Origin of the sequence: Parasphingorhabdus cellanae, assembly GCF_017498565.1 — a bacterium.
Taxonomy (GTDB): Bacteria; Pseudomonadota; Alphaproteobacteria; order Sphingomonadales; family Sphingomonadaceae; genus Parasphingorhabdus; species Parasphingorhabdus cellanae.
On sequence record NZ_CP071794.1, the window covers coordinates 2,282,714 to 2,296,728 of the forward strand.

At 54.3% G+C, this 14,015-nt stretch carries 13 protein-coding genes; 4 read left to right on the forward strand and 9 right to left on the reverse strand.

The window, feature by feature from the left end; all coding sequences use genetic code 11:
* The first annotated feature begins 65 nt into the window (after positions 1-65).
* Complete coding sequence (locus tag J4G78_RS10885; protein ID WP_207986595.1) at positions 66-800, forward strand: hypothetical protein; 735 nt, start codon at positions 66-68, stop codon at positions 798-800.
* 43 nt (positions 801-843) lie between these two features.
* Here the strand turns inward: J4G78_RS10885 and J4G78_RS10890 are convergent, their stop codons facing one another.
* Positions 844-1,398, reverse strand: a complete 555-nt coding sequence (locus J4G78_RS10890; RefSeq protein WP_207986596.1) for a thiamine phosphate synthase — start codon at positions 1,396-1,398, stop codon at positions 844-846.
* A gap of 48 nt (positions 1,399-1,446) precedes the next feature.
* Here J4G78_RS10890 and J4G78_RS10895 point away from each other — a divergent pair, with 48 nt between their 5' ends.
* Complete coding sequence (locus tag J4G78_RS10895; protein WP_207986597.1) at positions 1,447-2,118, forward strand: YggS family pyridoxal phosphate-dependent enzyme; 672 nt, start codon at positions 1,447-1,449, stop codon at positions 2,116-2,118.
* Here the strand turns inward: J4G78_RS10895 and J4G78_RS10900 are convergent.
* From J4G78_RS10900 to pdeM, 5 genes are all read right to left on the reverse strand, one after another.
* Complete coding sequence (locus J4G78_RS10900) at positions 2,115-3,971, reverse strand: cation:proton antiporter (protein ID WP_207986598.1); 1,857 nt, start codon at positions 3,969-3,971, stop codon at positions 2,115-2,117. The two genes, J4G78_RS10895 and J4G78_RS10900, sit on opposite strands and share 4 nt — an antisense overlap.
* A gap of 61 nt (positions 3,972-4,032) precedes the next feature.
* Complete coding sequence (locus J4G78_RS10905; protein ID WP_207986599.1) at positions 4,033-5,292, reverse strand: adenosylmethionine--8-amino-7-oxononanoate transaminase; 1,260 nt, start codon at positions 5,290-5,292, stop codon at positions 4,033-4,035.
* On the reverse strand, positions 5,289-5,918 hold the full coding sequence (gene bioD, locus J4G78_RS10910; protein ID WP_207986600.1) for a dethiobiotin synthase: 630 nt from the start codon (positions 5,916-5,918) through the stop codon (positions 5,289-5,291). The genes J4G78_RS10905 and bioD overlap by 4 nt, the downstream gene beginning before the upstream one ends.
* Entirely contained in the window at positions 5,915-7,057 is a 1,143-nt protein-coding gene (locus J4G78_RS10915; protein ID WP_207986601.1) for an 8-amino-7-oxononanoate synthase, read from the reverse strand. The genes bioD and J4G78_RS10915 overlap by 4 nt, the downstream gene beginning before the upstream one ends.
* Positions 7,058-7,074: 17 nt before the next feature.
* Positions 7,075-7,815: a ligase-associated DNA damage response endonuclease PdeM gene (gene pdeM / locus J4G78_RS10920; RefSeq protein ID WP_207986602.1), complete on the reverse strand. Its 741-nt coding sequence runs from the start codon at positions 7,813-7,815 to the stop codon at positions 7,075-7,077.
* A gap of 45 nt (positions 7,816-7,860) precedes the next feature.
* Here pdeM and trhO point away from each other — a divergent pair, with 45 nt between their 5' ends.
* Together trhO and J4G78_RS10930 are read left to right on the forward strand one after the other, a co-directional pair.
* A complete protein-coding gene (gene trhO / locus J4G78_RS10925) occupies positions 7,861-8,835 on the forward strand; it encodes an oxygen-dependent tRNA uridine(34) hydroxylase TrhO (RefSeq protein ID WP_310737203.1) in 975 nt (324 codons plus the stop codon).
* Positions 8,832-9,485, forward strand: coding sequence for a glutathione S-transferase (locus J4G78_RS10930; protein ID WP_207986603.1), 654 nt, complete (start codon positions 8,832-8,834; stop codon positions 9,483-9,485). The genes trhO and J4G78_RS10930 overlap by 4 nt, the downstream gene beginning before the upstream one ends.
* Here J4G78_RS10930 and J4G78_RS10935 read toward each other — a convergent pair.
* From J4G78_RS10935 to J4G78_RS10945, 3 genes are all read right to left on the reverse strand, one after another.
* Positions 9,475-10,449, reverse strand: coding sequence for a retroviral-like aspartic protease family protein (locus J4G78_RS10935; RefSeq protein ID WP_207986604.1), 975 nt, complete (start codon positions 10,447-10,449; stop codon positions 9,475-9,477). The genes J4G78_RS10930 and J4G78_RS10935 overlap by 11 nt on opposite strands.
* 65 nt (positions 10,450-10,514) lie before the next feature.
* Positions 10,515-11,498 (reverse strand): aspartyl protease family protein, encoded by a 984-nt coding sequence (locus J4G78_RS10940; RefSeq protein ID WP_207986605.1) that lies wholly within the window; start codon positions 11,496-11,498, stop codon positions 10,515-10,517.
* Between the two features lie 57 nt (positions 11,499-11,555).
* Positions 11,556-13,991, reverse strand: coding sequence for a ligase-associated DNA damage response DEXH box helicase (locus J4G78_RS10945; RefSeq protein ID WP_207986606.1), 2,436 nt, complete (start codon positions 13,989-13,991; stop codon positions 11,556-11,558).
* Between the last annotated feature and the right edge of the window lie 24 nt (positions 13,992-14,015).

Here is a 14,015-nt window from a genome sequence, read left to right on the forward strand (position 1 = left end):
TTGACTCGTGTTATCGGTAAAAATTTGATATGCCTTGAAACAACAAAGGGGAAAATACCGTCGTCATGAAGAAAAATGGCAATCTTTTGGGTTGGTTAGCCGCGGGACTCGCGGCTTCTGGTCTTGCCATGACTCCTGCTTTGGCGCGCGTATTGTCCGGTCAAAGCAATGCGGTATCGCTAAACACTATCGGATCTTTTACGACGGCTGGCGCTGATCCTGAGTTGGCCGCGAGTTTCAAACGCAATAGTTTGGGCGGCAAAACGCAATTCAAATTTACACCTGCTGGCGGAAACACAAGCGGTGATCGCGCCGTTACTGTTGTGGTTCGTCAGGATGCATCCAGCAAAGCAATCTCCATTCGAGAGAATATCGCTTCAGCGGCTCCGGGCGCAGGCGTGCTGACGCCAACCAAAATCACACAGACATCTTTTAGCCTTGGCACAGCCAAAGGGCTTAAGAGCTTTGCCATTCCGGTTAAGAAGCTGGGTGACAATCTACCAGACCTGTCTGAAATTGGTGCGGGCATGGATAGCGACGAAAAAGATTCTGGTAAGAAGAGCCGGTTTAATCCGCGGCTATCTATTGATGCGAAAACGCCACTTGGCGCTGCACCAGGTGCTCTGAGAGCGAGTGAAAAAGACTATTCGCTTGATCTGGGTGGCAGTTATTCGGTGACACGCAATCTTGATGTGACCGCTGGCGTTCGTTTGAAAAATGAGCGTGATCGCATGGCCCCATTGACCGATTCGCGGCAGGACAGCCAAGCTGTTTACGTTGGAACGCAATTCCGCTTCTAATATTACGCTGTTTCAACAGGCTGACTTCCAAAAAGCTAAAACCTTATGTACTTAGTGCATCGATTGCCGCCCAACCGTGGGCGCCGAGATGTTCCCGCTGTTGAAATCGCTTCATGTTCATGCCGCCAAGCAAGATTACCGGTTTGTCGCATAATGCAATGAGGTGTTTGAGTTGCATGTGGCCCATCGGCGTTTGATCGGGATGGGACCGAGTTGCAAAAGCCGGAGAAAGAAACAGCAAGTCTGCACCACCATGTTTTGCTGTCATGATTTCTCTGGGATTATGAACCGGCGCGCTGTGAAGCAAGTCACCAGTCTTGTGTCTCTTCCATTGCCGTCCGTGGACACCGTCTGCACCCCATTGCTGTGCCAATGCCGGAGCATCCGCGAGGCTCAAGATATGATCACCCCGCCGTGCGCAGTTTCTGATGCTCTGAAACCGCTTATATCGTGCATCTTTATCTAGATGATAATGGCGAAAGATAATGCCGCTACCTCTAGGCAGATTTGCGATCGATTTTTCCAGCGCCGCATCATTACGCTGATCGGTCATCAACCAGACTTGCGGATAAAGATCGGAAAAGCAGGGGTGGTGCATGCGGATCACCTGCCATATAGGCGGCCAATAGCCAATTGAGAAAATTGTATGACGCAAATGATCGAATCCAATGAGCGGCTGAATGCCATACAGGAGCAAATCGCCAAAGCGGCCAAGCTGGCGCAGCGTGAAGCTCAGGATGTGCGTTTGATCGCTATATCGAAAACCCGTTCCGCCGATGAGATACGGCCATTGCTGGATACTGGCCATCGGTTTTTCGGTGAAAACCGGGTGCAAGAGGCCGCCGCAAAATGGCCGGCTTTGCGCGATGAATATGATGATGTGAAAGTGCATCTGGTCGGTCAATTGCAATCCAACAAGGCGGAAGATGCGGTGCAGCTTTTTGATGCCATCCATTCGCTGGATCGCCCGTCTCTGGTCAAGGCTTTGGCAAAGGCGATGGACAAGTTGGGGCGACGCATTCCCTGTTTCATTCAGGTGAATATCGGCGAGGAATCACAAAAAGGCGGTTGTGCAATCAGCGATCTGCCAGATCTGGTTGAATCAGCGGATGCCGCTGGAATAGAAGTGCCTGGCTTGATGTGTGTGCCGCCATCGTCAGTCAACCCAGCGCCTTATTTCGCTCTTTTGGCTAAGCTCGCCAAAGACCATGGCTTACCTCGCCTCAGCATGGGGATGTCGGGTGATTTTGAAACTGCAATCAAGCTAGGCGCGACGCATATTCGGGTTGGAACTGCTCTATTCGGCTTTCGCACCTAGCTGTCGCTTTTGGCATCTCCGTTTTTCTCGGCCTCTTTGGCGGCGCGATCGGCTTTGCGCTCCTCGGGCGTGTCCGGCGCTACAAAACTGATCACGACATCGCCTTCTTCAATAACAGGTCGGGTTTCCGTGGCGAAAAATAGCAAGCGACGATCTTCTTTCAACAGCGCAAGGGGTTCCTCGTCCGTTTCCAGATTTTTGCGATATTCTTCGGCCGAAAAAACTTCCGTAATTTTGGTTTTGCTGAACCGCCAGCCATCGCGTTCGCGGTCGAGTAAGCTGTTAAAATCTGCACCGGATTCAAACAATATCCGCCCATGGCCGACTTTGCTCTTCGCTTTGCCGCGGCTGTCATTGGACAAGCGGGTAATCTGGTCAAATCCCATTTCCGGCCCGAGATCAGCAGTGATCAGCTGGTTTTGACTGTCATTGTCGGTCGCCACAATCATGTGTTGAAATTCGCCTAGTTCGACATGATCATTATGGGCCTCGTCCAATATATCGCCCTGATGAACTTTTAAATCTTCGTGTCTGGCGCGACGTAGCGCAAATTGGCTCGTGTCCGCTATGAGCACGTCGATATCCAACGACTTCAATATCTTTCCTAGCGCCACAGACCATCTGGTAGCACCGACGATCAACACGCCTTCGCCCTTGCCTTCATTAATACCGAGCTTGTCCGCAACCCAGCCAGCGGAAAAGCCGTGCGCAAAGATTGTCGCAATAACGACCGCAAAGCTGAGCGGCACGAGCGCCTCTGCACCCGGTAAACCATAGTCGACCAGACGAATGGCAAATAGGCCGGTAATGGCGACCGCGACGATACCGCGCGGGGCGATCCAAGCAATGAATAGCCGCTCTCGCCAAGGCAGTGAGCTGAATAACAATCCGATCAACACCGATAAGGGTCGGACTACGAACAACAACAGGATGAGGAAAACGATAAACTGTGGCTGGAATTGTTGGACCGTTTCCCAATCGAGGGTAGCGGACAGAATGATAAAGACGCCGGAAATCAGCAAAACCGCCAGATCTTCCTTGAACCGGTGCAGTGCCTGGCTGGAGTAGATCGGCCGGTTGGCCATCACCACACCCATGACCGTGACCGTGATCAAGCCAGTTTCATGCATGATCAGATCAGCAATGACAAAGCCGCCAATCACGGTTATCAGCAAAAACGGCGCTTTGAGATATTCCGGCACATGGCCGCGCGGGAATAGCCAGGTAATCGCATAGCCCAAAGCCGCGCCGATCAGACCAGCCAGAAAACTGGCCGCCAGCACGTCCATGCTGATCGATGCAATATTAGCATTGGGCCCTTCATAAGTAATATACGCATAGATTCCCACCGCGAGCAGTGCGCCAATCGGATCATTGACTATACCTTCCCACTTCAGCACGTTGCGCACCCGCGATGGCACGCGTAATGTCCGCAACATCGGGCCAATGACAGTTGGCCCAGTGACAATCATGATACCGCCAAGCAGCGCCGAAATTTCCCAAGACAATCCAGCACCATAATGCGCTGCACCCGTGCCCAGCGCCCATGCTATGGGTCCGGCAATGAAAATCATCATGAACACCGCGCCGCCAGCCTGGCGAAGTTCTCGGAAGTTGAGACTCAATCCGCCTTCAAACAGGATAACCGCAACCGCTAGCTTGATGATCGGTTCCTGCAGGGCACCAAAGTCCCGTTCAGGGTCAATGATACCCAATATCGGGCCAGCAATGATGCCAACAATAAGCATGAGAGCGATAGCCGGACGACCTGTGCGCCAAGCGACCCATTGTGCGCCAATGCCCAGTAGGCCAATCAACGCAATTTTCACCATTAGCGAATCAACAATAATCATTTGTAATCTATGCCGTTTCTTTGGGAGTTATGCAAAAAATCATATTCCCCAGGAATGAATGTCACGCAAAATGGTCGATAGCCTCTTCTACAACGCTATAAATAGTAGAGAGTTGCCTGTCAGTGATACAATAAGGTGGCATGATGTAAATGCTATTGCCAAGCGGGCGCAGCAGAACACCGCGCTCGGCGAAAAAGCTTAGCAAAGCGGGGCCGAGCGCCGACATATAGTCGCCGTTAGTATCGTATATCTCAAAGGCCAGAATCGTGCCGCATTGCCGTATGGCAGAAATATTCTGATGCTTGGCTAGCTGCCGCGCAAAATCATGGTGTCGTTTTATGATGTGATCGATCCGCTGCTGCACCGGCTCGTCTTGCCAGATCTGTAAATTGGCGTTGGCCGCAGCGCACGCAATTGGGTTAGCGGTGAAGCTGCTTGAATGAAAAAACATCTTGGCCCGGTCTTCCGAAAAATGCGCGTCATATATCGGTGCGGTTGCCGCCGTGATGGCGAGCGGTATCACACCACCGGTAAGGCCCTTTGCCATGCATAATATATCCGGCGTTATGCCTGCTTGCTCACAGGCAAATACAGTTCCCGTGCGGCCCCAACCTGTCATGACTTCATCGGCGATGAACAGCACATCATGTTGCTGGCATATACGATGCATCTCGGCGAGTATCTCGGGCGAATAGATCTTCATGCCCCCTGCCCCAAGGATCAGCGGCTCGACGATCAGCGCGGCTGGTGGATTGTTCTGGTCGGCGCAAAAGGCGGTCAATGCATCAAGCGCAGCTTGCCCACAGCCTTGGTCGGGAAACGGGATCGAACCCACATCAAAGAGCAGCGGCGCATAAGCTTGGTTGAACACGCCGCGCGCGCCGATTGACATCGCGCCGATGGTATCGCCATGATAGCTATGGTCCATGACCAGGATGCGATGCCGATCCTGACCCTGATTGTGCCAGAAACCGAGCGCCATCTTTAGCGCGACCTCAACAGCAGTCGACCCGCTGTCGGAAAAGAAGATATGATCGAGTGTTTCAGGCAGGAAATCGGATAGGCCTTTTGCCAGTTGCTGGGCCGGTGCATGCGTCCATCCCGCGAAGATAATCTGGTCGAGCTGTGCGCTTTGCTGCTGTATCGCGGCGACAATTTTGGGATGACAATGGCCGTGGGTCTGGACCCACCAGCTGGAAATGGCATCAATAATCGCGCGACCGTCGTCAGTGTAAAGTATTGCTCCTTCGGCCCTGACGACCTCGGGGATCGGCTGTCCAAGACCATGCTGTGTAAATGGATGCCAGATTTTTGCAGTCATTGGGCGAAATCCGTTAAGTCAAAATGCTGGTGAAAAACGGCCGAAAGAACAGGAGCGGATAGATTTTCAATAATCGGCAGACGACCGAGCTGTTTCACATTTCCAATGCGGCAGATGGTGTCCTGACTATCGGCAATCTCTTCGCCTATAAAGGCAATGCCATGTATCGGAACGCTCCGGCTGCGCAGTGCTTCGATTGTCATCAGGCTGTGATTGATCGTACCAAGCTTCGTCGATGCGACGATGATGATGGGGCATTCCCAAAGCGCAAATAGATCAGCATAGAGGAGAGTATCGTTGATCGGCACCAGCGCGCCGCCTGCGCCTTCGATTACCAGCGGCCCATCGATTTGCGGGATGTTCAAATCATCCGCTGCTATCCTAATACCGTCCTTGGCCGCCGCAAAATGGGGTGATGCCGGAGCGTTCAACCGAAAATTTTCCGACAATATTCTATCATAGCTGATCCCGCCCAATCTTGCGACTGCTTGGCTATCCGTTTCGTCATCAAGACCGGCCTGTACCGGTTTCCAATAATAGGCATTAAGCGCTGCAGTCAGTGCGGCGGCAAAAACGGTTTTGCCAATATCGGTATCGGTGCCGGTAATCACGAATTTCTGGCTCAAGCGGCATATTCCCTATTTTGTGCTTCGGTTAAAGCGTCGGCTAACGAGATGATATCCTCTTGCAAGACGTTTAATGTGAGGGATAGCCGCAGACGCGCGGTTCCGGCGGGCACGGTCGGCGGCCGTATGGCGCGGACATCAAAGCCCCTTTGCTGCAAAGAGGCGGCTATCTGAACGGCGGCACTGTCGTCACCTATGATGACCGGAAAAATCTGGCTGCCTGCTCGCGACGCTGGACAGAGAGCGCCGAGCCGGTGTTCAGCGACGGCTATATTATTGTGCAGCTGCGTCTGTAGCGAGGGCTTTGTCGCAATATATTCTATCGCCTTGTGGACCAGATGCGCGGTGAGCGGGCTAGGCGCAGTTGAGAAGATAAAGGCCCGGGCGCGGTTGATAAAAAAGTCGCGCAGGACCGACGGCATGGTGATCAATCCACCTTCGACTCCCATGGCTTTGCCGCAAGTACGCAAGACGATGGCATTATCCTGATTCTCCAGGCTGCCAGATAAGCCAACACCGCCTGTGCCAAATACGCCGACCGCATGGGCTTCATCAATGATCAACACGGCGTCATTGGCATTGGCAATATCGGCAATATCGACAAGCGGCGCTTGATCGCCATCCATGCTGTACAAGCTCTCCACAGCAATCCAGACCATTCCTGTCCCTCCCGAGTGGCGATAGGTGGCTATCTGGCTTTGCAGATCGTTCAGATCATTGTGCCGGAAGCTTTGCGTCTCGGCGCGGCCCAGTTTCATGCCGTCATGGCTGCTCGCGTGGATCAGATCGTCATAAAGAACCAAATCATCGGTTTGCGGCAAAGTAGAGAAGAGAGCGAGATTGGCCGCATAGCCGGTGCTGAAAAATAAAGCCGCCTCCGCGCCATAATGGGAAGCGGCAAAGGCCTCTAGCGCCTCATGCTCGGGATGATTGCCAGCCAATAGTCGCGATCCACCAGAGCCATGCGCTATCCCTTTGTCGAGCGCCGCATGGGCAGCGGTTTTCAGAAACGGGCTGCGTGCGAGTCCGAGATAATCGTTGGACGAAAAATCCTTGCCGGGCAGACCGATCAGGGTGCGTTTGCGGCCCGCGCGATCAAGCGCGTCCAGTTGCTGGTGAAACGGTTCGAATCGCGACATCGCCGCGCTGTTAGCAGTCAGTTGTTGGCTATGGCCAGCGGTAATGCGAGTTGCGCTTTTTGCATGGGTTCCTGCTGTGATTGAGGCTGCGCAGGCGCGAAGCCAAGATCAAAGCGCACCAGCTTTTCCCTGACAGCTATGACCGCTTCCGCAGGTCCCATAACCGCAGTTTCAATAGCCGGATGATTGGCTTCTAACCCGCCTGTTAATGCACCAAAAGCGGGCATGATGAGATGTTTCTCCGCTTTGACAAAACAGCGCCGCGACACGTGCCGTCCGCGCACTGGAACCCGCAATTTGGGATGAAAATGGCCTGAAATTTCGGGAAGCGTGGTATCTGCCGTCGCTTCATGACGCAGCGCGAGTCCGTCGCCAACCCATTCTGCCATTACGTCCCCGCCCCATAAGCCGCTGACATCGCGGTCATGATTACCACTGACCCATATCCACTGGGCGTTTTGGGTCAGTTGCGACAACAGATTGGCCGCCTCACTTTCTAACCGGGCTTCGCCTTCATCATCATGATAGTTATCACCGAGGCAAAAGACTTTTTCCGCGCCGGATGCGGCAATCAGCACGGCCAGTTCGTCCAGCGTTGCGCGGCTATCGTAGGGCGGGAGCATCTGTCCCTGGCGCGCATAAAAGCTCGCCTTTTCGAGATGCAGGTCGGCCACCAGCAAAGCCTTTTGCGCTGGCCAATAGAGCGCTGCGGGAGCGACCACATGAAATAGGTGATTGGCGAACGAAAGGGGAACCATCGCTCTGCTATGCGATGATCTGTTGGTCCATGCAAGCGGGAAGGGTTGGAATTTCACCGTGAGGCCGACTATATGCGCGCCATGACGGAATCAAATTTTTCTTACAAAGTGGCAGCACTCTATCATTTTGCGGTGGTCGATGATCCTGGGGCGTTAAAGCCAGAGATACTGGCTGCCTGTGAAGCCAATGGTTTGAAAGGTACGATTTTACTCGCGCCTGAGGGGATTAACGGCACGATCGCCGGTGAATCGAGCGGTATAGACGCTGTTATTTCTTTCCTAAGAAGCCTCCCCCAATTTGCTGGGTTAGAGGTCAAATATTCGGCCGCTAATGACATGCCGTTCTTGCGGATGAAGGTGCGGCTGAAAAAGGAAATCGTGACCATGGGTGTCAACGGCATTGATGCCGCACGGGCTAAGGGTGATTATGTCGACCCGTTGGACTGGAATGCCATGATTTCGGATCCCGATACGGTCGTGATCGATACGCGCAACGCCTATGAAGTGGCGATTGGCAGTTTCGAAGGCGCGATTAACCCCGATACCGAGACGTTTCGGGATTTTCCGACCTGGTTTGATGATTTTGCCAAGCAATTGCAGGAAAAATCCGACAAACAGCCTAAAATTGCTATGTTCTGCACGGGTGGAATACGGTGTGAGAAAGCCACTGCCTATGTGAAGGCGCAGGGCTTTGACGATGTTCATCACCTGAAAGGCGGTATCCTCAAATATCTTGAAAATGTGCCGGAAGAAAACAGCCAGTGGAATGGCGATTGCTTTCTGTTTGATCAGCGGGTCGCCGTTGGCCATGGTTTGAAGCAGAGCGACTACGATCAATGCCATGCCTGCCGGATGCCTTTAAACGCTGAAGAGCGAGCTTCGGAAAGATATGTACCGGGAGAAGCCTGTCCGCATTGCTATGACTCTCGGACCGAAGAACAACGCGAACGTTATCGCGAACGCCAACGGCAGGTCGAAAAGGCCGCCCAAGAAGGCCGCGAGCATCTGGGAACGATATGAGCGACACGCCGATCCTCTACAGTTTTCGGCGCTGTCCCTATGCGATGCGAGCACGCATGGCGCTGCTGATCAGTGAGACGCCAGTCCGATTGCGTGAAGTGGTGTTGCGCGACAAGCCAGAGGAAATGATTGCGGCCTCACCCAAGGCGACCGTCCCGGTATTGGTTCTGCATGATGATAGCGTCATCGATGAAAGCCTGGCGATCATGCATTGGGCGCTGGCAGGGCATGATCCGGATGGATGGCTGGAACAGGAAGAAGCGGGCCGTGAGTGGATTGCCGAAACGGATGGCGAGTTCAAGACCAATCTCGACCGCTATAAATATCCAACACGATACGAGGATGTCGACCCGATGGCTCATCGCAGCGCGGGCTTGAGATTTCTGGAGAAGCTTGATGCGCAATTGTCAGAAAAGGGTCAATTGCTGAGGGATAAGCCCAGCCTCGCGGACCATGCGATTTTTCCCTTTGTCCGGCAATTTGCCAATAATGATCGCGCTTGGTTTGATGCACAAGCCTTGCCAGCGTTGCAGGCATGGCTGGCGGGCCATTTGCAATCGGACCTGTTCCTCACGGCCATGAAGAAATACCCGCAGTGGAAAACCGGTGATCCGGAACCCTTATTCGGGACTCAGGACACTAGGATCTAATACGCGTATTTCTGGGCTGTTCAAATTGACGCCTTGTATCTTTCGGCAGCAGGAAATGGATTTTCCGTTTTTTGAAATCGATGGCGACCTGATCAAACTTACGCAAAACATCCATACCCAATAATAGCGCTGGTTTCTTGGCCATACCCAGCCTTTCAAAAGGCGGAGCGTCTGCAAAGGCCACAGGCAAGCTATCAAATTGGGCGCGGCCAATGCGAAAATCGCGAGCCGTGCCAAACTCGACGCCCAACGTTTGGCCGGTCACGGCAATGAGGCTGTTCTCCTCACCCAGTTCTTTGGCACGTTTTATCAATCGCTTTTTCAAGACGAGATTGGCGATGGAGACCTGAGCCCCGGTATCCACAATCACATTTACTTTCAGGCCGGAAATCGTGGCTTCAGTAAAGATAAGCTGTCCGGATTTGCGCCGGGCGGTGACGACAATCTCACGGCTCGATGCCATGGACCGCGGTTCGGCCGTGTCTTCAATCGCAATCTGATTGGCAAGAAAATCGAACAATATGCGCTGGTCTTGTAAGCCGTCGAGACCTAAAATCCCGTCCGCGCCAATATGCCTTGCCAGCAGGACCGGCGCAATCAGGCTGTCATAGCTTTTCTTGCCGAGAGTGAGTTCCGGCACATAGACCATATCGACCATGCTGCTGCCGGCGATACTCATAAGTTGCGCTGGTTCTTCCGCATCCAAAGCCAGGCGGGTCGCGATTTTTCGCGACAGGACCGTGCGTTCTGCGCCGGTATCAATCACAAAGGAAAACGGCCCGCGGCCCTCGATGCTGACGGGTACGGTCATCCGCCGGGCCCGGTCTTCATCTATCGCGACAATTTCATTTTCCGGCTTGGTCAAGCTGCCGGGCTCGATCGATTGGCCCATGGGGACCGGATAAGCCAAAGCCAGAGCAGAGGCCACAATTGCGGGGATCAGGCTTGTGGAAAACAGGGGCATCTTACTCTCCGGATATATTTTTATCGTTTTACTATACCACCAACGGGTCTGTAACCAAAATCAGCTTATGACGCGTCTTTGGGAAGCAGGAAATAGATTTTGCGGTTAGCAAAATCGATCGCCATCCGATCAAATTTTCGCAAGGCATCCATGCCGAGGAACATCGCAGGCTTCTTCTCCAGCTTCAGCGCAGCAAAAGGTGCTATGTCGGCAAAGGCAATAGGGATAACCCCAAAGCGCGCGCGGCCGATATGCAGCTCGTTGGCAACACCATAGTCGGCGGCTATGGAGCGGCCGGTGACATCGACAAGATTAATCTGCTGCAGCGCAGAGCGTTTCATCCGCAGGCGACGCTGCAACGCCTTGTTACCAATTGACAGCTCTCCGCCGGTATCGATGATAACGCTGACTTTGATCCCGGAAATTTCAGCATTGGTAAAAATCAACTGGCCAGAACGCCGCCTGGCGGTGACGACAATTTCGCGGCGGGAGCGGGCTTTCCGTTTTTTGGCCGTGTCTTCAACAGAGATGGTGTTGTCGATAAAATCGAAAAGGATACGTTGGCCTTGCAGGCTGTCGAGACCCAGTACGCCGTCAGCTCCGATATTGGTCGACCGAAATGTCGGCGCGACGATGCCGCCATAGCTGCGGGTGCCCAATGTCAGCTCGGGGACATAGACGGTCTGCACCACTGTGCTTCCGGCCAATGCTATGATATTGACTTCATCTTCCAGTTCCAGTGTCAGACTGCCAGCCACTTCTTTGGATAATATCGTGCGTTGAGCCGCGGTATCGATAATGAAGTCAAAAGGGCCGCCGTTTTCGATGCTAACTGGCACGGTCATGCGAGCCATCCGGTCTTCGGCAATGGTAATTTGTTCTGCATCGGGTTGGATGAATTGATCCGGCAGCCGGTCAGCCAAGATCGCTTCAGGCTCAACAATTTCGGGGATAGCTGCCGATGCTTCCGGCAAAGGCACAGTCGGTTCCGCGATTTGCAGCGAGAAAAGTAGCGGCGCTGCGGCACCTATGGAGAAGAACATACTCATGAATGTACAGTTACTCTAATTTTCGACTGGCGACAAATGGCCTAAAGGGCAGGAACTCTAGTCGCCGCGCATGGCCTCTTCGATCAGGCCTTCCGCCTCAATCAACAATGCGTCATCGGTGGCACCCTGAGCCACATGTTCGCGGCCGATCATCACCAGCACCGGAACGGAGAGCGGGCTCACGCGGTCGAGCTCAACATGCACCATGGAACCGGCTGCCCGGTCAAGCAAATCGCCCAGCCGCGCGACATCGGTCATCCGTGCTCGCGCATCGGCCCAAGCCGCCTGCATCAATAGATGGTCCGGTTCATATTTGCGCAGCACATCGAAAATCAGATCGGTTGAAAAGGTCACCTGCTTGCCGGTTTTGCGTTTGCCGGGGTGTTGCCGGTCGACGAGACCGCTGATCACGGCCACTTCGCGAAAAGCGCGTTTGAGCAGATAGGACCCTTCGATCCAGTCGAAAAATTCCTCCTCCAGTATATCCGCACTGAACAGCGGCACGGGGTCAGTCACTGGCTCCATGCTCCAGCAGGCGAGCGCATAATCATTGGCGACAAAGCCGATTGGTTTCAGTCCCCGCGTCTCCATCCGCCGCGTTAGCAACATGCCGAGTGATTGGTGCGCGTTCCAGCCTTCAAAGCTATAGGCCGTCATGTAATGCAGCCCCTTGTGCGGGAATGTCTCCACCAGCAGTTCGCCAGGTTCTGGCAAACGCGAGCGATGGTCCTGCATTTCCAACCATTCGCGCACATCGTCTGGGAAGCGCGCCCACCCTGCCCGGTCGGTCAAGAAGCCCCGCACCCGATCTGACAAATGAGTGGTCAAAGGCAGACGTAGCCCCATATAGCTGGGGATCATCGCCGCTTTTTTGGTGGCGCGGACAATGACATCGGACGCGTCCAGCTTGACCAGTTCCAGGCTCATGCCCGCGAAAAAAAAGGTGTCGCCGGGGCTGAGGATCGCGGCGAAGCTTTCCTCCACCTTACCGAGATTGCGGCCATTTTTGAACCGCACATTCATCATCGCAGCATCAACGATAATTCCGGCATTTAGACGATGCTGAGTCGCAAAGCGCGGATGAACAAGATGCCATACGCCCTTGCCATCGCGCCGCAGCCGTTTGAACTTGTCATAGGCTTTCAGCGCATAGCCGCCGTCTCGAGTGAAGCCCAGCACACGGTCAAACGTGTCTTTGTCGAGCGCGCTATAGGGCAGCGAGGATTGCAGCTCATCAAGCAAATCATCTTCCTGAAACGGGGCTGCACACGCGCAGGTCATGACATGTTGCGCCAGCACATCGAGCCCGCCCGGGCGAAACGGCTCACCGTCACGCTTGCCTTCATTAACCGCATCCAATGCCGCCTGCGCTTCCAGATATTCAAAGCGGTTGCCAGGCACCAGCAGCGCCTTGGACGAAACATCGAGCCGGTGATTGGCGCGGCCTATGCGTTGCAGCAACCGGGAGCTTCCTTTGGGTGCACCCATCTGGATCACGCAATCAATGTCGCCCCAATCGACCCCAAGATCGAGCGAAGCCGTGCAGACCAAAGCGCGCATCTTGCCCGTTGCCATGGCGTTCTCAACCTTGCGCCGTGCCTCTTTCGACAAGCTGCCATGATGCACGCCGATCGGCAGAGTGTCCTCGTTAATTTCCCACAGTTTCTGGAAGATAAACTCCGCGAGAAAGCGCGTATTGGTGAAAACCAGCGTCATCCGGTTGGCCTTGATCTGCTCCATCACCTGCGGAATGGCATAGACGCCGGCATGCCCGGCCCAGGGCACACGGATCTTGTCGCCGTCCGGGGTTTCGGGGATCATGATCGCAATATCGGCGGGCGCGCCCTCTTCGCCGAGCACATGGGTTACGGTATCGATATCGCCATAGGGTGCCAGCCAGGCGCGAAAATCATCAGGATCGGCGACCGTAGCGGATAAGGCGGCGCGGCGCATATCGGGTGCTATTTGTTGCAGCCGTGCGAGAGACAGCGAAAGCAAATCGCCACGCTTCCCGGATGCAAAGGCATGCACCTCGTCGATGATCACATGCTTGAGCTTGGCAAAGAGCGTGAAACTGTCTTCCTGACTGAGCAGCAGGTTGAGCGACTCTGGCGTTGTCAGTAATATCTGCGGCGGTTTAACTCGCTGGCGCGCCTTGCGATTGGCGGGCGTATCGCCGCTGCGGGTTTCGACCTTGATCGGCAGCTCCATTTCGTCAATCGGCGTCAGCAGGTTGCGCTGCACATCGACCGCCAAGGCTTTGAGCGGAGAAATATAAAGCGTGTGGAGGCCGTCAAAATCAGGCTGTTCTATGAGGTCAGCGAGCGTCGGTAAGAACCCCGCCAACGTTTTGCCTGCACCTGTCGGAGCGGTCAGCAAGGCATGCCGCCCTGCCCCGGCCGCTTGCAACATTTCCATTTGATGCCGCCGCACAGTCCATCCGCGCGCGGCGAACCAATCGGAGAGAGGTTTGGGAAGGGCTTTGCCACTCATCACATCATCATAAGCAGGGCGACC

Bases quoted from the DNA above. Each gene is read 5' to 3' on its own strand.
- J4G78_RS10885 (WP_207986595.1), top strand. From the start codon at position 66: ATGAAGAAAAATGGCAATCTTTTGGGTTGGTTAGCCGCGGGACTCGCG.
- J4G78_RS10890 (WP_207986596.1), bottom strand. From the start codon at position 1,398: ATGCACCACCCCTGCTTTTCCGATCTTTATCCGCAAGTCTGGTTGATG.
- J4G78_RS10895 (WP_207986597.1), top strand. From the start codon at position 1,447: ATGACGCAAATGATCGAATCCAATGAGCGGCTGAATGCCATACAGGAG.
- J4G78_RS10900 (WP_207986598.1), bottom strand. From the start codon at position 3,971: ATGATTATTGTTGATTCGCTAATGGTGAAAATTGCGTTGATTGGCCTA.
- J4G78_RS10905 (WP_207986599.1), bottom strand. From the start codon at position 5,292: ATGACTGCAAAAATCTGGCATCCATTTACACAGCATGGTCTTGGACAG.
- J4G78_RS10915 (WP_207986601.1), bottom strand. From the start codon at position 7,057: ATGTCGCGATTCGAACCGTTTCACCAGCAACTGGACGCGCTTGATCGC.
- pdeM (WP_207986602.1), bottom strand. From the start codon at position 7,815: ATGGTTCCCCTTTCGTTCGCCAATCACCTATTTCATGTGGTCGCTCCC.
- J4G78_RS10930 (WP_207986603.1), top strand. From the start codon at position 8,832: ATGAGCGACACGCCGATCCTCTACAGTTTTCGGCGCTGTCCCTATGCG.
- J4G78_RS10935 (WP_207986604.1), bottom strand. From the start codon at position 10,449: ATGCCCCTGTTTTCCACAAGCCTGATCCCCGCAATTGTGGCCTCTGCT.
- J4G78_RS10940 (WP_207986605.1), bottom strand. From the start codon at position 11,498: ATGAGTATGTTCTTCTCCATAGGTGCCGCAGCGCCGCTACTTTTCTCG.
- J4G78_RS10945 (WP_207986606.1), bottom strand. From the start codon at position 13,991: ATGAGTGGCAAAGCCCTTCCCAAACCTCTCTCCGATTGGTTCGCCGCG.